The organism is Hyphomonas sediminis, from assembly GCF_019679475.1.
Taxonomy (GTDB): domain Bacteria; phylum Pseudomonadota; class Alphaproteobacteria; order Caulobacterales; family Hyphomonadaceae; genus Hyphomonas; species Hyphomonas sediminis.
The window spans coordinates 3,422,501-3,439,478 of the sequence record NZ_JAIEZP010000001.1 but is presented as its reverse complement, the minus strand read 5'-3'; the positions used below and the strand labels follow the sequence as shown (position 1 = coordinate 3,439,478).

Annotated in this window: 17 protein-coding genes and 1 rRNA gene (1 of these 18 only partly in view); 11 read left to right on the top strand and 7 right to left on the bottom strand. The window is 62.4% G+C overall.

All coding sequences use genetic code 11. The annotated features are described in order from the left end of the window. Positions 1–317 precede the first annotated feature (317 nt). Positions 318–1,064: a DUF481 domain-containing protein gene (locus tag K1X12_RS16570; protein WP_220988703.1), complete on the top strand. Its 747-nt coding sequence runs from the start codon at positions 318–320 to the stop codon at positions 1,062–1,064. A 16-nt stretch (positions 1,065–1,080) separates the two neighbouring features. Here the strand turns inward: K1X12_RS16570 and K1X12_RS16565 are convergent, their stop codons facing one another. After that, the gene (locus K1X12_RS16565) at positions 1,081–2,109 is read right to left on the bottom strand and encodes a 2'-deoxycytidine 5'-triphosphate deaminase (RefSeq protein WP_225908014.1); all 1,029 of its coding nucleotides are present in this window, start codon (positions 2,107–2,109) and stop codon (positions 1,081–1,083) included. Positions 2,110–2,170: 61 nt separating this feature from the next. Here K1X12_RS16565 and metZ point away from each other — a divergent pair, with 61 nt between their 5' ends. Beyond that, on the top strand, positions 2,171–3,370 hold the full coding sequence (gene metZ, locus K1X12_RS16560; RefSeq protein WP_220988702.1) for an O-succinylhomoserine sulfhydrylase: 1,200 nt from the start codon (positions 2,171–2,173) through the stop codon (positions 3,368–3,370). 25 nt (positions 3,371–3,395) lie between these two features. Continuing rightward, on the top strand, positions 3,396–3,812 hold the full coding sequence (gene apaG / locus K1X12_RS16555; RefSeq protein WP_220988701.1) for a Co2+/Mg2+ efflux facilitator ApaG/CorD: 417 nt from the start codon (positions 3,396–3,398) through the stop codon (positions 3,810–3,812). Here the strand turns inward: apaG and K1X12_RS16550 are convergent. Together K1X12_RS16550 and K1X12_RS16545 are read right to left on the bottom strand one after the other, a co-directional pair. Beyond that, the gene (locus K1X12_RS16550; protein WP_220988700.1) at positions 3,809–4,876 is read right to left on the bottom strand and encodes a hypothetical protein; all 1,068 of its coding nucleotides are present in this window, start codon (positions 4,874–4,876) and stop codon (positions 3,809–3,811) included. The two genes, apaG and K1X12_RS16550, sit on opposite strands and share 4 nt — an antisense overlap. 119 nt (positions 4,877–4,995) lie before the next feature. Continuing rightward, entirely contained in the window at positions 4,996–5,802 is an 807-nt protein-coding gene (locus K1X12_RS16545; protein ID WP_220988699.1) for a PhoH family protein, read from the bottom strand. A 263-nt stretch (positions 5,803–6,065) separates the two neighbouring features. On the opposite strand from K1X12_RS16545, the gene K1X12_RS16540 reads away from it, so the two are divergent. Next, positions 6,066–6,596, top strand: coding sequence for a gamma carbonic anhydrase family protein (locus tag K1X12_RS16540; protein WP_220988698.1), 531 nt, complete (start codon positions 6,066–6,068; stop codon positions 6,594–6,596). 114 nt (positions 6,597–6,710) lie between these two features. Here K1X12_RS16540 and K1X12_RS16535 read toward each other — a convergent pair whose 3' ends face one another. Both K1X12_RS16535 and K1X12_RS16530 read right to left on the bottom strand, forming a co-directional pair. Next, a complete protein-coding gene (locus tag K1X12_RS16535; protein ID WP_220988697.1) occupies positions 6,711–7,313 on the bottom strand; it encodes a GYF domain-containing protein in 603 nt (200 codons plus the stop codon). Next, positions 7,306–7,923 (bottom strand): PilZ domain-containing protein, encoded by a 618-nt coding sequence (locus K1X12_RS16530; protein ID WP_220988696.1) that lies wholly within the window; start codon positions 7,921–7,923, stop codon positions 7,306–7,308. Before K1X12_RS16530 ends, K1X12_RS16535 begins: the two co-directional genes overlap by 8 nt. 167 nt (positions 7,924–8,090) lie before the next feature. On the opposite strand from K1X12_RS16530, the gene K1X12_RS16525 reads away from it, so the two are divergent. The 3 genes from K1X12_RS16525 to K1X12_RS16515 are packed head-to-tail and all read left to right on the top strand — an operon-like array spanning position 8,091 to position 10,354. Beyond that, positions 8,091–9,722, top strand: coding sequence for a choline dehydrogenase (locus tag K1X12_RS16525; RefSeq protein WP_220988695.1), 1,632 nt, complete (start codon positions 8,091–8,093; stop codon positions 9,720–9,722). 47 nt (positions 9,723–9,769) lie between these two features. Then, positions 9,770–10,051 (top strand): type II toxin-antitoxin system RelE/ParE family toxin, encoded by a 282-nt coding sequence (locus K1X12_RS16520; protein WP_220988694.1) that lies wholly within the window; start codon positions 9,770–9,772, stop codon positions 10,049–10,051. A gap of 12 nt (positions 10,052–10,063) precedes the next feature. Beyond that, complete coding sequence (locus K1X12_RS16515) at positions 10,064–10,354, top strand: HigA family addiction module antitoxin (protein WP_220988693.1); 291 nt, start codon at positions 10,064–10,066, stop codon at positions 10,352–10,354. A gap of 172 nt (positions 10,355–10,526) precedes the next feature. Here the strand turns inward: K1X12_RS16515 and K1X12_RS16510 are convergent, their stop codons facing one another. Then, a complete protein-coding gene (locus K1X12_RS16510) occupies positions 10,527–11,075 on the bottom strand; it encodes a PAS domain-containing protein (RefSeq protein WP_220988692.1) in 549 nt (182 codons plus the stop codon). A gap of 393 nt (positions 11,076–11,468) precedes the next feature. Between K1X12_RS16510 and K1X12_RS16505 the strand changes: the two genes are divergently transcribed. Next, positions 11,469–14,192: a TonB-dependent receptor gene (locus K1X12_RS16505; RefSeq protein WP_220988691.1), complete on the top strand. Its 2,724-nt coding sequence runs from the start codon at positions 11,469–11,471 to the stop codon at positions 14,190–14,192. 71 nt (positions 14,193–14,263) lie between these two features. Here K1X12_RS16505 and K1X12_RS16500 read toward each other — a convergent pair whose 3' ends face one another. Further along, positions 14,264–14,644, bottom strand: a complete 381-nt coding sequence (locus K1X12_RS16500) for a DUF4345 family protein (protein ID WP_220988690.1) — start codon at positions 14,642–14,644, stop codon at positions 14,264–14,266. A gap of 111 nt (positions 14,645–14,755) precedes the next feature. Between K1X12_RS16500 and K1X12_RS16495 the strand changes: the two genes are divergently transcribed. From K1X12_RS16495 to K1X12_RS16485, 3 genes are all read left to right on the top strand, one after another. Next, positions 14,756–15,469, top strand: a complete 714-nt coding sequence (locus K1X12_RS16495; RefSeq protein ID WP_220988689.1) for a rhomboid family intramembrane serine protease — start codon at positions 14,756–14,758, stop codon at positions 15,467–15,469. Positions 15,470–15,586: 117 nt separating this feature from the next. Then, entirely contained in the window at positions 15,587–16,021 is a 435-nt protein-coding gene (locus K1X12_RS16490; protein WP_220988688.1) for a CBS domain-containing protein, read from the top strand. Positions 16,022–16,921: 900 nt separating this feature from the next. Continuing rightward, positions 16,922–16,978 (top strand): 16S ribosomal RNA (locus K1X12_RS16485) (it continues 1,396 nt past the right edge of the window).

Here is a 16,978-nt window from a genome sequence, read left to right as displayed (position 1 = left end):
TGATCGGCAAGTTTTGTGACCCAAACACCCGGCAAGGCATCTCCGACATTCAGGACCACCATATGATCTTTGATCGAGTGAAGCCGCTCGGCGCCATTTTGGCAGCGGCGGCCCAGAAGCTGAACAGGATGCCCCGGAGGCTTGCTTCCGGGGCTTTTTGTTTCTGCGACGTTTGTGTCTCGCGCGCCAAGCGTGACCCCAAAGCCACAGCTTGTGCCGGGATGTCCCCGCGCCTGTGGTCAGGTCATCATTTGGCCTTGGTCGGTGCTTTATCCCGCCCCCTGACAGCCAAAGTCAGACAAGAATGGAGAAATGGCATGCAGACCAAGATGATGGCAGCAGCGGGTGTCCTGTTTTCGGTGGCCGGCCTTGCAAGTGCGCAGACGGCAACCTGGCAGGGCGAAGGCTCGCTGAGCGCCGGGGTGACCACCGGCAACACCGACACGCGCGATCTGGGCCTTGGCCTGAAACTGAACCGCGACAGCGATCTGTGGCGCACGGGCGTCGAAGCGCTGGCCGACTATGGCGAGATCGACGGCGCCGAATCCAAGAACCGCATCTTCCTTGCCGGGCAGCTCGACCGCAAGCTGGGCGAACGCGCCTATGTGTTCGGTCGTGGCTCCTACGAGGCTGACGAGTTCTCAGGCTTCGACAGCCGCATCTTCCTCGGCGGCGGCGCAGGCTACACCATCCTGACGGGCGAGAAGGCGAGCTGGTCGGTCGAAGGCGGCCCCGGTATCAAGATTGACGAGGTGAAGGAGCAGGTCGTGCTGCCCGGTCCGGTGATCATTCCGGCGGAAACCGTCGAGAGCTTCTCGGTCGTCGGCGCATCCAAATTTGCCTATGCGTTCAACGAGAATGTCAAGCTCTCCAACGATACCAGCGTTCTGTATGCTGAAGAATCAACACAGCTGACGAACTCGCTGGCCCTGACGGCGGCGCTGACCGGTGCGCTTTCGGCGCGTGTGTCGTTCGATGTTCGCCACGACACCAACCCGCCGATCGGCTTTGAAGACACCGACACGGCAACGCGCGTGTCGCTGGTCTACGCGTTCGGCAGCTGATCGTAGCGTTTCCGCGTCAGCCTTCGTCTGGCGCGAAATGCTTGGAAAGCTTCAGGCCCTGGCCCTGATAGTTGGAGCCCCGCCCGCCATAGAGCTGGCGGGGCTTTTCCGTCATGGGCTCATAGATCAGCTTGGCGACGGGCTGGCCGTGCTCAAGGATGAAAGGCACGTCGCGCGAGCGCACTTCGAGCACGGCGCGGCTGCCGGCCTTGTTGGTGCCGAAGCCCGGATCGAAGAAGCCGGCATAGTGGGCGCGGAACTCGCCCAGTTCGGGCGCAATGGGGGCCATCTCGGCGGCCTCATTGGCGGCGACCTTCACGGTCTCGCGGCTGACAAGGATGTAGAACTCTTCCGGATTGAGCACGATGCGGCCTGCCTTGGGATAGACCGGTTCCCAGAACTGGCTGACTTCGTGCGCGCCGAGGTCCTGAAGGTCCACCACGCCGGAATGCGGTTTGGCGCGGTAACCCGCAGGCTGGCCGGCGGGCGGCTCAAGATCAATGGAGACGACCTTTTCGCGCAGGGTTTCGGGCTTCTTCTTCTTGAAGCGCAGCTGGGCAAGCCGGTCACCGGGGCGCACCTTGATCGGGAAGGTGCGCGGGCTGACCTCCAGATAGAGTGGACCGGAATAGCCGGTGGGCACTTCATCGAAGGCGCGGCCCCGATTGGTGACGAGGCGGGTGAACACGTCGATCCGCCCGGTGGAGCTTTTCGGATTGGCGCGGGCTGAGAGCCCGGCGGGCAGGCGCAGCGATTCCTGCAGCGGCACGAGATAGACGCAGCCGGTTTCCAGCACCGCGCCTTCAGGCTGCGTCAGGTCGATCCGGTGCAGGTGGATGCCCGGCTCCTGCAGCATCTCGGCGACCGTGCGGTCCTTGCCCGGCAGGAAGCTGGCGCGGAGGCGGTAGGCATCAACGGCGAGCCGAAGGTCGAGGCTGGCGGGCTGAATCTGGCCCGGTTCCGGCGCGTCTTCGCACCGGATTGCCCCGCTTTTCAGCAGCGCTTCAATCTCGAAGTCGGGTATAACCCCGCTAATATCAGCCATCACTTGCACCCTGTTGGGCTCAGGCATAAGACCCCGCTCAGGAAACACAAGGATCAGAGCCATGGCCGATGCATCGGGCAGCGACAAGAAGGGCTGGAAACCGGCGACCCAAGCGGTACGCGGCGGCCTCATGCGCTCGCAGCATGGCGAGATCTCCGAGGCGATCTACCTGACTTCGGGTTATGCCTACGACTCGGCGGAGCAGGCGATGCGCCGCATGGCCGGCGAGGAAGAAGGCTTCGTCTATTCCCGCTATGGCAGCCCGACCTCCGAGATGCTGCAGCAGCGCCTCGCCTTGATCGAGGGCGCAGAGACCTGCCGCGTGGCGGGCTCGGGCATGGGCGCGATCTCCACCGCGATCCTTGCGCCGCTGAAAGCCGGCGACCGGGTGGTGGCGGCGACCGCGCTGTTCGGCTCCTGCCGCTGGATCATTGCCAACCAGATGCCGAAGTTCGGCATCGAGGCGGCCTTTGTGGACGGGGCTGACCTCGACGCCTGGAAGCGGGAGATCGACAAGGGCTGCCAGCTGGTGCTGATCGAAAGCCCCGCCAACCCGCTGCTCGATGGCGTGGACATTGAAGCGGTTGCAAAACTTGCCCACGCCGCCGGAGCAATTCTGGTGGTGGACAATGTGTTCGCCACCCCCGTATTGCAGCGCCCGCTGGAACTGGGCGCCGATGTCGTCGTCTATTCGGCCACCAAGCATATGGACGGGCAGGGGCGCGTTCTGCTCGGCGCGATCCTCACCAATGAAAAGCTGATGAGCGAAGTGTACGATCCGTGGCTGCGCCATATGGGGCCGGCGGCTTCGCCGTTTAACGCCTGGGTCGTGCTGAAGGGCCTCGAGACGATGCAGCTGCGCGTGGAAGCGCAAAGCCGCACGGCGGCGCGCTTGGCGGATGCGGTTGCTGCGCACCCGTCCGTCCGCGCTGTGCGTTATCCTCACCGCAAGGATCATCCACACTACGAGGTCCACAAGCGACAGATGAAGTCCGGCGGTACGCTGCTCGCCATCTCGCTGAAAGGCGGGCAGGACGAGGCGTTCCGTTTCCTCAACGGGCTGAAGCTGGTCGATATCTGCAACAATCTGGGCGACACCAAATCGCTCGCCTGCCATCCCTCGACAACGACGCACCGCGCGCTGTCGGATGAAGAGCAGGCAGCGATGGGGCTCGACCGCAGCTGGATCCGCCTGTCGGTCGGACTGGAAGATGCAGACGACCTCGAGGCCGATCTTCTGGGCGCGCTTAACAGCTTGTGAACTTCTGCCGGGGAAGGCTTCGCGCATGGCAAAACGGCCCGCACCTCCCCAATATGAAGCCATCACCGATGGCGTTCGCATCCGTGTGCGGCCGAAATTCCTGCACGACGAATCCGAGCCCGCACGGGCCAAATTCATGTGGCAGTATACGGTCGAGGTCGAGAATGAGAGCGACCGGGTGTGGACCATCGTGCGCCGGCATTGGCGCATCGTGGATTCGGTCGGGCGTTTGCAGGCGGTCGATGGTGAGGGCGTAATCGGGCAGACCCCGACCCTCGGGCCGGGGCAGCGTTTCAGCTATACGTCCGGCGCGCCGCTTGCCACGCCTTCGGGCATGATGAGCGGCACGTATGACCTCGTCGATGACGAAGGCGGGGAGATGGTCGCACGGATTCCGGCTTTCTCGCTGGACAGTCCTTACGAAACCTCCCGGCCGAGCTAGCGCAGCGGCCGGGGGCGGCCTGCCATCGGCTCGCCGGTGTCGATGACCCGGAAATTGGTTGCCATCATGTCAGGCGTGAAGAGCAGCTGAAGCTCAGTTGGCGACAGCACACCACGCCACGCGTCGACCTGAGTGGGCGAGCCTTCGGCAAAAAGCGTAATTGCGCCGGCATCGTCTACCAGAATGGCGCCGTACTCCTGCAGGGCACGGGCGATCACCTTGCCGGTGGGCGAGAGACGGGTATTTTCAATGTCGTAGTTTGGATCAAGCTGAATCCGGGCGCCAAGCGGCAGGCCGAAATGATTGGCTGGACGGGTATCCGATGCCGGAAGCGCATCCGCTGCCGGCGAGACGAACTGGCCGGTGCGCGGGGCCGGATAGGCAAAGGCAAGCGCGTGATCGATGCGGCCTGCCTTGATCTCGTCGAGACGGATCAGGCCGGCTGTCAGCGGAATTCCCGAGGGGCGCACGGTATGGGCATCTGACTGGGCTGCCTGCATCCAGGGCGTTGGAACGCCGGTTCCGGTGAGGTCGACTTCTGCGCCGAAGCTGGCGCGCCAGTTTTCATCTTCGGCATTGAAGGAAGGCTGGCGCATTTCCCAGGCCTTGCCGGCTTTGGGGTCAATCATCGAAAGGAATTCTGTGCCGCCGTCGGGGCCGGAGGGCTTGGCGAAATCCGGTGCGGGGATTGCCGACCCCGGCGCAAAGCCCCGTCCATAAACGCCGTAGAAGTACGGGAAAAACGGACGCTTCGGCGTGGTTGCGCTGTCGATATAGTAGGTCGCAACCGTCCATTCGGGGATGTTGATGTAAAGTGCGTTGGAGGCTGTGGCCGCAGCGATCAACTCGGGCGAGCCAGGATCGAACATTGCGTCAGCGGCGATCTTCGTGTTCCACGGGCTGTCAGCGGAAAATGGACGCCAGCCGGCTGGGGCTTCCGCCGCCGCAGCGACTTGCGCGGGCGTGGATGGGACAATTGGCGCATGCGTTGTGCCGATCTGGGCACACGCCGAAACGGCGAAAACTGAGAGCGCAGCGGCGATCTGGAGCCTGTTCTTGAACATTTTTCCCTCCTGGGAATGGGCTTTTGCCCGTCAGGAGGCAAGAAACAGGCCAAGATGCCGGCCAGAAATGAGAGCGGGCCCCGGAGGGCCCGCATCCTGGTTAAGCGCGGGCGGCGGCTTCAGAGCACGTCGAGCATTTCCGCGACCAGCGGATGGCGTACCACATCGGCCGCTTCAAGCCGGATCACCGCTGCGCCTGAGAGCTGTTCCAGCTTTTCGGCGGCTTTGGAGAGGCCGGAGAATTCCGGTAGCAGGTCCGACTGGTTGGGGTCGCCCGTGATCACCATGGTGGAGTGCCAGCCAAGCCGGGTGAGCAGCATCTTGAGCTGGGTGTAGGTGCAGTTCTGGGCCTCATCTATGACAATAAAGGCGTTGTTGAGGGTGCGTCCGCGCATGAAGCCGATAGGCGCGATCTCGATCACGCCTTCTGCCAGCATGTGCTTCAGCTGGCCGGGGGAGAGGCGATCGGACAGGGCGTCGTAGAGCGGGCGCAGGTAGGGGGCGAGCTTGTCTTCCATGCCGCCGGGCAGGAAGCCGATCTGCTCGCCTGCCTCGACGGCGGGACGGGAGAGGACGATCTTGGAAACGCGGCCTTTCTGCAGGGCTTCGACCGCCTTGCAGATCGCCAGATAAGTCTTCCCGGTACCCGCTGGCCCCAGGGCGCAGACAAGGGCGCTGGTATCCATCGCCGCCATCAGCTGGGCCTGGTTTTCGGAACGGGGCTTTACCGTTTTCTGGTAGCGTTGGGTGCGCTCGGGTGCCTGCAGATTGGTGATCGTCTCCCCGTCATCCGGGTGCCAGCCGCGGCGTCCGCCCTCGATGGCATGGAGTTGTGGCCCTTTTCCGCGTGCTGACGCCTCGAACCAGTCGGAGGGGTGAACCTCCGCGGCGTGCTTCAGGCGCTTGGCAGGATTGCGTTTACCCATGGGAGGCCTCCTTGGCTGCAGGCATGAAAAAAGCCGCTGGCGGAAATGCGCAGCGGCTTACGGGAGCGGGGATTGTGCGGGGTGCCGGATTTGGAAGCGGCACCGCCGTAGCCGGAAGGGGCGCTTCCGGTGGTGAGGTGAGAATGGGCACCAATCGAGCCATTGCCTCTCCGAATCTGCAATGACTATACAGTACCAATATTATCGGACGGTTAAGTGACATTCCGCGAGCGTAACGATTGCGCGGGCAAAGGGAGATCGAGATGGCAATTTATGAACTGGACGGCGTGGCGCCGACTTTGCCGGGTGAGGGGAAGTTCTGGATTGCCGGAAGCGCCGAAGTGATGGGCAATGTGGTGCTCAAAGAGAGCGCCTCGGTGTGGTATGGTTGCGTCCTGCGCGGTGACAACGACCCTATTATCATTGGAGAAAATTCCAATATTCAGGATCTCACCGTGATCCACACCGACAAGGGCGCGCCGGTGACGATCGGGAAGAATGTCACTGTTGGCCACCGCGTAATCCTGCATGGATGCGAAATCGGCGACGACACGCTGATCGGCATGGGATCGACGATCCTCAACCGGGTCAAGATTGGTCGAAATTGCATCATTGGGGCTAATGCCCTGATTCCGGAGGGAAAAGAGATCCCCGACAACTCGCTCGTGATGGGCGCCCCCGGAAAAGTGGTCAAAGATGTATCAGAGGTCCAGCTTCAGGTGATCCGGATGTCTGCGATCCACTATGTCGAGAACTGGCAGCGCCATGCCAAGGGAATCAAACGCCTCGGCTAGACGTTGCTTTCCGGGGCAAAGTGAGCCCGGAGCGTATCAAACCGTGTATTTTTGAGGACGTTCCGGATCATTCCGGGGACAATCAGGGACACTTCGGGACAGGTTGAGCCTGGTTCAGGACAGCGGCGCGTTCCAGACGGCGCGCACCGTGTCGTTCATGCTCTCATCAAGCCCGACCCAGCCCAGACGCGCTTCGCGGGTCTGCAGGACGAAGACTTGCGCGGTTTTCGGCAGCGCTTCTGCGAGGGCGGCGCGCACCTCGGCCAGCGACCGGGCGGACCGTAGCAGGAAGGTGCCGGGGATGGTCTGGACATGCTTGCCAAGGCCATCGAGGCAGCCGGGCAGGTCGCGCCAGAGGGCGGCTTCGGCCGGGGCCGGGGCGCGGGCGACAATCAGATAGTTGGAGGCTTCGGCGCGGCGGCGGTTGCGCTCGGCAAAGGCGGGGGCGAGTGCCTCGGTGAGGCGGGGCGTTTCGCGGATCGGCAGGAAGGGCTGGTTCTCGGCGGCCGAGACGTGAGACCCCGGATGCAGCCGGCCTTCGATCACGAATTGCTGGAGCTGGCCGAGCGTATAGGGGCCATGGACCGTGCCCTGGACCTGCAGGCGCCAGATGGCCGGATCAATGCGCGAGAGATCGATCGGTTTGGGGGCTGTCGCGGCAGGCGCGGCGGCGGGGGCGCCGAAGGCTTTCGGGCGCCGGGCGTGGGCTTCAGACATCTGACCGGCTGGCGGGCTTTTGGCCGTGAATATAGCGCACCGCAAACTTGTTGCCGGTGACGCGGACAACCTCGCCGACGAGATTGCCGACCGAAACCTTCTCGCCGACGAAAGGCGGCTTGCCATTAGCCTCGAAGGCGGCGCCGGTGAGGGAGATGTCGGTGACCGAGCATTTCAGCTGGCCGCCATCCGACAGGTTCACGACGGCTTCGCCGCTGGCGCGATAACGCTCGCTGCCGCGTTCTTCATCCAGGCCCAGCCGGTCGCGGTTGATCAGCCAGGTCAGGCGGTCGGCGAGCTTGTCGCGCTTATGGGGGGAGGTGTGGAAGCGGACGGCAAAGCCGCCGGGGGAATGGCGCACCACATTGGCCACCACGCGGCCCACATCATCAAAGTAGCAGACGATCTGTTCGTCGATGCCGGGGAGTTCCTTCGAGACGATGAAGGCCCCGTCGCAGGACATGTTGGCGGTGCGCAGCTCGAAATCGTCGGTATCGCCAACCAGGAAGCGGCCCGTGAGTTTCAGTTCCACGCGCTTGAAACCGCGGCGATCGCGGCGCGAAAGCCGGCCGGACTCAGCGTCCTGAGATTGGGCTAGGGGCCGCGTCATGTCTTACTTCCTGCTCAGCCGGCCGCGCCCCACCCAAGCGCCATGCAGGCAAAATGTCACGCCTGACCGATAATTCATGAACGTTGACAATTTCTTGCGCAGACCGGTGAAGAAGATAGTTTACGGCCAACAATCAAAAAGCGGCCGGCCGCCGGGAGGAAAACAGGATGGACAGTTTCGATTATATTATTGTGGGCGCCGGCAGTGCGGGATGCGTGCTGGCCAACCGGCTTTCGGCCGATCCCAATGTGAAGGTTTGCCTGATCGAGGCAGGCAAGAAAGACACCTCGCTCATGGTTAAGATGCCTGCGGGCGTCGGCGGCCTGATCAAGCAGCCCAACGATCACAATTGGGGCTTCTTCACCGAGCCACAGCAGCACATGGAAAACCGCCGCCTCTACTGGCCGCGCGGCAAGGGCTGGGGCGGCTCCTCGTCCATCAATGGCATGGTGTACATTCGCGGCCATGCGGGCGATTATGACCTGTGGGGCCAGATGGGCCTCAAGGGCTGGAGCTATGCCGATGTGCTGCCTTACTTCCGCCGGTCGGAAAGCTATGAGGGCGGGGCCAATGATTTCCACGGTGGCAAAGGCCCGCTGAACGTAACCGAGAGCCCGATGTCGAGCCCGCTTTACCAGGCCTTCATCGATGCTGGCCGTGAGGCAGGTTATCCGGTTACGGAAGATTTCAATGGCGCGAGCCAGGAAGGCTTTGGCCGCTACCAGCGCACCATCTTCAAGGGCGGGCGCTGGAGCGCCTCCTTTGCCTATCTGCGCCCGATCGAGAAAGAGCGCGCCAACCTGACGATCCTGTCGACCGGCGTGGTGACCCGCGTGCTGATCGAGAAGGGCAAGGCGGTTGGCGTGGAAGTGGCCGAAGGGAAGGGCCGGGTGGCCCGCCAGATCCGCGCAGACCGCGAAGTGATCCTCTCGGCAGGGGCGGTACAGTCGCCGCAGATCCTGCAGCTGTCGGGCGTGGGCGATCCGGACGTACTCAAGCGCCAGGGCATCGAGACGAAGGTGAAGTCCACCGGCGTGGGCCGCAACCTGCAGGACCATCTGGACGTGACGATCATCCATGACATGGTGGACCCGATCTCGGCCTATTCGCAGCAGAAGGGCCTGAAGAAGCTGGGCGTCGGCCTGCAATACCTCTACAACCAGACTGGTCCGGGGGCGGATAACTTCCTTCAGGCGGGGGCCTTCATTTCCTCGCGCCCCGGCCTGTCGATGCCAGACATCCAGCTGCACCTCGTCAATGCCATCATGATGGATCACGGCAATGCCGCGCCGGAGAAGGATGGCTATACCGTGCACGCCTGCCAGCTGCGCCCGGAAAGCAAGGGCAGTGTGTTGCTGGCCTCGAATGACCCGTTTGCGCACCCGGCCATCGACCCGAATTATCTGGCCACGGAAGAAGACCGCCGCGTGATGCGGGAGTCGGTGAAGATGGTGCGCGACGTAACCCGCCAGAATGCCCTGAAGGCTTTCACCGCCGGTGAGATCATGCCGGGCGCTTCTGTGAAGACCGATGCGGAGATCGACGCCTTCATCCGCCAGAAGGGCGAGACGATCTATCACCCGGTCGGCACGGTTTCGATGGGCGCGACGGAGGCCAGCCCGGTGGACGGCGAGCTGCGCGTGCGCGGCGTGGAAGGCCTGCGTGTGGTGGATGCTTCGGTGATGCCAACGCTGGTGGGCGGCAACACGAACGCGCCGACGATCATGGTGGCGGAGAAAGCCGCCGACATGATCCTCGGCAAGCCGGCGATGGCGCGGGAGGAACCGGCGCTGGCGTGATCCGGGATGCTTGACAAAATGTATCATGGTGTGATACGGATTGTCTTGTGATACAGAGCACGCGCGGCGATCTGATCGGGCAGGTTCTCGAGGGAAGGCCAGGGAAAGGCTTTCCTTCAAACCTGTTCAGGGTGGCAGTTCGCAAGGTGGCAATGCTGCAGGCAGCCCATCGGCTGGAGGATCTGAAGATACCTCCGGCCAACCGGCTGGAGGCCCTGAAGGGTGACCGGGCCGGGCAGTATTCGATCCGGATCAATGATCAGTGGCGCATCTGTTTCACCTGGGGCGAAAACGGCCCTGAGGATGTTGAGATCGTGGATTATCACTGAAAGGAGATGGCGATGACGACCTTGAAAGCGCTGGTCCATCCCGGCGAAATTCTCCGCGAAGAGTTTCTGGAGCCGATGGGCATCAGCCCGATCCGGCTGGCCCGGCATATCCATGTGCCACGCACGCGGGTCGAACGGCTGATCCGAGAGGAAACTGCCCTCACGGTGGACACAGCAAAGCGCCTGTCGCGCGCCTTTGGCACCAGTGTCGAGTTCTGGATGAACCTTCAGATGAGCTATGACCTGCTGAAGGCGGAGGCGGAAATCGACGTGTCGGATATTCCGCCGCTCGAAGCAGCCTGAAACAGGCGCCTGCAGAAAAAGATCGCGTGAAGCCTGACGCGGCGCGCGGGGGAGGGAAGACCCTCCCGCACGGGCCGCCCGGTGGTGCGCGCCATTCTGGCGCTTCAGCCCCCTGATCCACCGGCGAGGCCAGACTTCACGCGGACTGCCCTTCTGGGCAGAACGGGTAGGTTCAGTTCGAGGCCACCAGGCGCAGCTTCGGACCAACGCGCCGCGTATCGGGCGGAGCGATCATCGAGACGCGGTGACGGAATACAGGCTGGCCATTGAGCGCGCCTTCACTGCTGACGGTCTGGTAAAGGCCGAGCATACGGGTGCGCGCCGTGCTGCCGGCACCGGCCGACAGGGGCATGAGCGTGACTTCAAGGTCTGCGCGGGCGCCCTGGAGGGTTTCGCCGCGCCCGCGGATCACGCCGGGGCCGCCATCAATGCGAATCGCATCGAGACAGGCGCCGACCATGATACGGTCCGGGCCGCTCCACAGGTCGAGGAAGTTCTGGTTGGCGAGGCGCCGACCAACAAGCGCGGTGACGGCTTCGCCCGCCGTGCGCACCAGCCAGGAGCGGTCGTCCATCAGTTCGAGCACGAAGATGCGCTCGATCAGGTCTTCGTGTTCGGTAACGCACGGGCCACCAGCGATGTGGCCGTCGGGCTCGGTTTGCATACGGCGCCATGCCTCAAGCAGGACGCGGGTATTCGGGTGGATCGAATGCTCGACCATGTTCTGGATTGCTCCCGGTGTTTTCTATGGGCGCCTGACGCCCGTTCCGGCCTGACAATCGCAATAATCGTTCCAGTTCGCGGGATTCACGCGGAGGGGGAATAAAAGTGCGTAAACACGGGGTTTACCCTTCGTGAAGAGGGAAGAACTGTTCCCCGGAAGGTGTTTTGAGCGGAATGCCTTGCGGGCGTGGCACACACGGGCCGTTTCAGCCCGGAACAATCAGGCGCGTGAACCGGGGGCAGTGTGAGGGGGAGACTTGCGGGCAAGCGAATCGTCCGATTACAGTCCGTCCATAATAATAATGTTATCCGCTCACACGCCTTCTTACCGGGGAGGCGCGGGGGCCAACTCCACTGAACAGTCTGAAACTCCCAGGAAGGAAACACCCTAGTGTCAAAATATGACGTGATGCCCGCAGGCCGGAAGGCCCTGCGCGCCATGCTTTGTCTCGGCGTTGGCCTGAGCGCGCTGTCCGTGATGGCAGCCCCGGCATTGGCCCAGGAAGAAGACGCCCCCGAACAAACCCGCACCATGCAGACCGTGACGATCACGGCCACCAAGCGCGAACAGACGCTGCAGGATGTGCCGATCGCGGTTTCGGTGGTTGATGAAGCAACCATCGAGCGGGCCGCCATCGTTGACCTCAACGACCTGCAGTCGATCGTTCCGTCGCTGCGCGTGGGCCAGCTTCAATCCTCGGCCAACACCAACTTCGTGATCCGCGGCTTCGGCAACGGCGCCAACAATGCCGGCATCGAACCGTCGGTCGGCGTGTTTATCGATGGCGTGTACCGGTCGCGCTCGGCTTCGCAGATCTCCGACCTGCCGAACATCGAGCGGGTCGAAGTGCTGCGCGGGCCGCAATCGACGCTGTTCGGCAAGAACGCATCGGCGGGTGTTATCTCGGTGGTGACCAAGAAGCCGCAGTTCGAGCTGGGCGGCGTTGTCGATGCAACGATCAGCAATGACGATGGCTATCGCGCGAGCGGCTATGTCACCGGCCCGCTGGCCGAGAACCTCGCCGGCGCCATTGGCGTGACCTACAACAAGCGTGACGGCTATGTCGATGATATCGGCACGGGCACCAAGACCAACGAGCGCAACCGCTGGGGCATCCGCGGCGACCTGCTGTTCGAACCCAACGTCAACACCACTTTCCGCCTGATGGGCGACTTCGACCAGATCGACGAGCTGTGCTGCGCAGCGGCCAACGTCATCAACGGACCGACGGGCGCAATCGTGCAGGCCATCGGCGGGACGCTCGTTCCGGAAGATCCTTACAGCTACCGCGTGGCGTATAACCTTCCGTCCACGAACAAGATCGACAATGGCGGCCTGTCGCTGCAGGGCGATTTCGACTTCTCCGGAATGCGCCTGACCTCGATCACGGCGTATCGCATGTCGCGCATGGAAACCAATCAGGATTCCGACTTCACCGGCGCTGACCTGCTGGGCGAGAACTCCAACGAGACCGATATCGACACCTTCACCCAGGAAATCCGCCTGACCTCGACCGATGGCGACCGCCTCGACTGGATGGTTGGCGGTTTCTATTTCGACGAAAAGGTCGATATCAAGAACGCGCTGCTCTACGGCACGGACTACCGCAATTTTGCGGATGTGCTGTCGGTGATGCAGCAACTGGGTAATCCGCCTTCGATGACGCCGGAGCAGGTGTTTGCCGCCATCAATGGCGGTTTCATCACGCCCGCATTCGCGCAGGTGGAAGGTATTCTGGGGCTGCCGGTCGGCACGTTCGGTCAGGCGGGGCAGGGCTTCCGCGACGATGCCGGGCAGGACAACACTGCCTGGTCGATCTTCGGCACGGTTGATTACCGCCTGACAGACCGCCTGACGGCCACGATTGGCCTCAACTACACTGAAGACAAGAAAAACGCGCGCAACAGCATCGTGGCAACCGACGCGTTCTCTGCGGTGGACTTCTATGCCGTTGGCCAGCAAGCCCTGCTTGGCCAGGCGCTGATCAATGCGGGCGTTGATCCGACCAATCCTGCGGCAGTCGGTGCCTTCGCGCAGGCCAATCCGGCGGTGTTTGCCGGGATGCAGCAGTTTGCCTCCGTCAATGCTGTCTGCAATCCGAACGACATTGCGGACGGGAATGATGCCGGCCAGGCGTGCATTGCCTCCGGCGCGACCGTCGGCAACCCGCTGCTGCCATTGCAGCCGCTGCAGTTCCTGCCGCCATTCCTCGGCTTCCCGAATGCTGTGGAAGATGGCCGCTCGAAAGATTCGGCAACGACCTACACGCTGCGTCTTGCTTATGACATCAACGACAACCTCAATACCTATGTGTCGTATGCCACGGGCTTCAAGGCGACTTCGTGGAACCTGTCGCGCGACTCGCGCCCGTTCGCACGGGACTTCATCCCCGGCTCGCCGGTGACGAACCCGCCGTCTTCGCCGATCCGGGACGCAGGCCTGGCCCTGCCGAACCTGACGACCGGCACGCGCTATGCCGGCCCGGAAGATTCGACGGTGTTCGAAGTCGGCCTGAAGGGCGTCTACTCCAACGTCGCGTTCAACATTGCCTATTTCGACCAGACGATCGAAGGCTTCCAGTCGAACGTGTTCACGGGAACGGGCTTCGCGCTCGCCAATGCCGGCAAACAATCGAATCAGGGCGTCGAGTTCGACGTGACCTGGAATCCGATCGACAGCCTGCAGCTGATGGTGGCCGGTACGCTTCAGGACCCGGTCTATGACAGCTTCCCGAACTCGGCGAACGGCGACCTCTCCGGCCAGAAAGTCTATGGCATCCCGGAAGTGGCGACCTCCACGGCGGCGACTTACTTCTTCGATGTCGGCGGCTGGGACGCTTATGTTCGCGGCGACTGGCAGTATGAGAGCGCGGTCGACCATTTCGACAGCGATATAGAGCAGGCTGAATTCGGCGAGCAGAAGAAGGTCAACACCTTCAACGCCTCGACCGGCTTCACCAATGACAACGGCCTCGGCGTGACGCTGTGGGTGCGCAACGTGTTCAACGACGAATACATCCTGACGGCCTTCCCGGCCGTGGCGCAGGCTGGCTCTTATATGGGCTACCCTGTGGCGCCCCGTTCCTATGGCGTGACCCTGCGCAAGACGTTCTGATCCGTCCTGCCAGCCAAATTCCCGGAAAGCCCCGCCCTCGCGCGGGGCTTTTCTTTTGGGGCGGACAAGAATCAGGCGCCGCGCCGGGCCCTCAGGAGGAGGACCGCGGCGGCGAGCGCGAAGACCTCAAACGCGACGAAGCCGATATAGCTGCTGGTGGGGGAGGGGCCGAGGACGAGGGCGGCGAACCGCGCGAACACATAGCCGCCCATATATATAGTGATGAACCAGAGCGCCGGGCGGGTCATGGCGGCCCGCAGGGCGCCCGCCGCGCAGAGGGCGGCGGCGGCCAGGCTGACCCCGCCATAGATGCCCCGCATCTCGTAAAGGCCGTTCGGCCCGCCGATTTCCACATCCAGACTGGCGGTCATGCCTGCCGGATTGAGCAGGGAAAGAAGGCCGAAGGCGAGATAAAGCGCCGCCATGAGGGTGAGAAAGATCTTCGTATACATATGTAAGGAGCTAGTTTGAGACGCCGGCGAGGCAAATTTAACGTCTGCGCAGGCATGAACAGAGGAGCGGTCGCCACGATTCGAGGGGGCCGACCGGATCGGAGAAGCAGAATGAGCGGCCAGCAAACCCGCGAGCCCATCATCAACGCCCCGCTGCCGCTGACAGCATTTGCGCTGACGCTGATTGCGCTGCATGGCCTGCGCGCCTTCCTGCCAGAACAGATGAACCTGGCGGCGCTGTATCATGGCGCGCTGTTCCCCGAGCGCTTCTGGGGCTGGGTGAACGGGCAGGTTCTGATGCCCAGCGGGGCGCCGGCCTATCCCGGCTGGCTGGAGGCGGCCGCGCCCCTGTTCCTCAGCGCCCTGCTGCATGGCGACTGGATGCATGTGATCCTCAACGCAGTTTTCCTGCTGGCGCTGGGCAAGCCGATGATCGAAATCCTGTCGGCAATTTATGGCGGGCGCAACGCTGGGGTCTGGGTTATCCTCTTTGTGCTGATCTTCCTGACGCAGGCCGCTGGCGGGCTGTTTTACCTCCTGCTCAACAACCCATCGGGTCCATTGGCAATCGGCGCGTCGGGCGGGATCAGTGGTCTGATGGGGGCTTTCCTGCTGATGCGGGACGGAGCGTCCGCCCGGCTTCTGTCGCGGAATTTCCTGGCCGTGACCGGACTGTTTATCGTGGCCAACTACCTGTTCGCGCTCATCGGGCCATCGCTTCTGGGCGCTTCGATTGCCTGGGAAATCCATGTCGGCAGCTTCATTGCCGGCGCGTTTCTGGGGCGTGCATTTATCTGGGATGCCCTGCGCAGGCTGGATAACTAAGCGAAAACAGGGGCTTTCCGGCCCTTTCTGAAAGGGGTCGCGCAGATCTTCGCGCTATGGTATCCTCACGGATGGTGAGACGGCCTGAAGGCCGCCGCCCGATGGGAGGACAGTCAGATGATCATTGAACAGATACTCAATGCCAAGGGCCGCGAAGTGATTACACTGCGGGCCGACAATACCCTGCGCGAAGCGGCCAGCCTTCTGGACGAACGCCGGATTGGCGCCGTGGTGACGCTGGACGGGGAAGGCGAGATCATCGGTGTGCTGTCGGAACGCGATATCGTCCGGCAAGTGGCGCGCGGCGGGGGAGGGGCGCTCGACATGGATGTCGGCAGCGCCATGACACGGGCCGTGATTACCATCGGCGCGGAAGCCAAGGTCGATGAGGCGATGCAGCTGATGACCGACCGGCGGATCCGGCACCTGCCCGTGGTGCGCAATGGCCGGCTGACCGGCGTGGTCTCGATCGGCGACCTGGTGAAATGGAAGATCGCCGAGACCGAAGCGGAGGCCCAGGCGATGAAGTCCTACCTCTCTGCCCAATATTAGGGTTGTCCACAAAGTGCAGTGAAACTGTGGATTTCGCGGATTCATGCCTTGCGGTCTGAAAACGCCCCCGCTACATCGCGGCCTTCGCTGAGCCGGGCGGAAACAAACGGCCCAGCGAGACCGCAGAGCGGTCGCCGAACGGAAGAAAAGGGGTTGCCCTTTACACCGAACAGCGGCTATATGTGCGGTTCTCCCGAACGCCCGAACCAATGGGCCGAGATGATCGGTCTAAGGGTTCTGTTCGCTCTTAAAATCAGGCCTTCACGCTACGGTGTGGAATTCTGAAGAAGGGGTGAAAAAGTGGTTGACGGGAGAAACGGTGGCTCTAAAAGCCGCCGCTTCCCGAACGCCCGAACGGATGGGCCGAATTGCTCGGCCAGGAAGTTCAGTTCGCAAAATCTGGTGGTTCTAACGGACTGCAGAAAAAGCGAAAAAAGGGTTGACGGGAAAGGTGGTGACGATAGAAGCCGCCACTTCCTGAACGCCCGAATGACTGGGCCGAAACTAATCGGCCAAGACATTCTGTTCGCTAAAATCTGGTGGTTCTAACGAACTGCAGAATGGCGAAAAAAGGTGGTTGACGGGAAAAAAGACGGCTGTATAAGCCGCCACTTCCGGACGGGGCCACGGCCTACTGAAGGACACAGAATTCCGGGCCACGGCCCACGCTGTTTGACATCGTAAGAGATAGGAAGAGAAACGCAGGCGGCGTGACGGCTTGCGAACCTCGCAAGAGGTTCAAAACGATCACGACGATGTGTTTCTTGAGAATTCTTTTTCCATCGGAAAGCTTCGGCTTTCTGTTGTGATAAAGGGTTCTCGTCAAAGAACGCAATACTTATGCTTATACAGCAAAGTAACCGTCCCATTTTCCTGGGATGGTTCGTCAGATCAACAACTCAACTTGAGAGTTTGATTCTGGCTCAGAACGAACGCTGGCGGCAGGCCTAACACATG

Excerpts from the sequence above, each read along its gene's own strand:
- K1X12_RS16510 (WP_220988692.1), bottom strand. The coding sequence starts at position 11,075 with ATGGTCGAGCATTCGATCCACCCGAATACCCGCGTCCTGCTTGAGGCA.
- K1X12_RS16570 (WP_220988703.1), top strand. The coding sequence starts at position 318 with ATGCAGACCAAGATGATGGCAGCAGCGGGTGTCCTGTTTTCGGTGGCC.
- K1X12_RS16495 (WP_220988689.1), top strand. The coding sequence starts at position 14,756 with ATGAGCGGCCAGCAAACCCGCGAGCCCATCATCAACGCCCCGCTGCCG.
- metZ (WP_220988702.1), top strand. The coding sequence starts at position 2,171 with ATGGCCGATGCATCGGGCAGCGACAAGAAGGGCTGGAAACCGGCGACC.
- K1X12_RS16565 (WP_225908014.1), bottom strand. The coding sequence starts at position 2,109 with ATGGCTGATATTAGCGGGGTTATACCCGACTTCGAGATTGAAGCGCTG.
- K1X12_RS16515 (WP_220988693.1), top strand. The coding sequence starts at position 10,064 with ATGACGACCTTGAAAGCGCTGGTCCATCCCGGCGAAATTCTCCGCGAA.
- K1X12_RS16530 (WP_220988696.1), bottom strand. The coding sequence starts at position 7,923 with ATGACGCGGCCCCTAGCCCAATCTCAGGACGCTGAGTCCGGCCGGCTT.
- apaG (WP_220988701.1), top strand. The coding sequence starts at position 3,396 with ATGGCAAAACGGCCCGCACCTCCCCAATATGAAGCCATCACCGATGGC.
- K1X12_RS16540 (WP_220988698.1), top strand. The coding sequence starts at position 6,066 with ATGGCAATTTATGAACTGGACGGCGTGGCGCCGACTTTGCCGGGTGAG.
- K1X12_RS16490 (WP_220988688.1), top strand. The coding sequence starts at position 15,587 with ATGATCATTGAACAGATACTCAATGCCAAGGGCCGCGAAGTGATTACA.
- K1X12_RS16525 (WP_220988695.1), top strand. The coding sequence starts at position 8,091 with ATGGACAGTTTCGATTATATTATTGTGGGCGCCGGCAGTGCGGGATGC.
- K1X12_RS16550 (WP_220988700.1), bottom strand. The coding sequence starts at position 4,876 with ATGTTCAAGAACAGGCTCCAGATCGCCGCTGCGCTCTCAGTTTTCGCC.
- K1X12_RS16535 (WP_220988697.1), bottom strand. The coding sequence starts at position 7,313 with ATGTCTGAAGCCCACGCCCGGCGCCCGAAAGCCTTCGGCGCCCCCGCC.
- K1X12_RS16545 (WP_220988699.1), bottom strand. The coding sequence starts at position 5,802 with ATGGGTAAACGCAATCCTGCCAAGCGCCTGAAGCACGCCGCGGAGGTT.
- K1X12_RS16500 (WP_220988690.1), bottom strand. The coding sequence starts at position 14,644 with ATGTATACGAAGATCTTTCTCACCCTCATGGCGGCGCTTTATCTCGCC.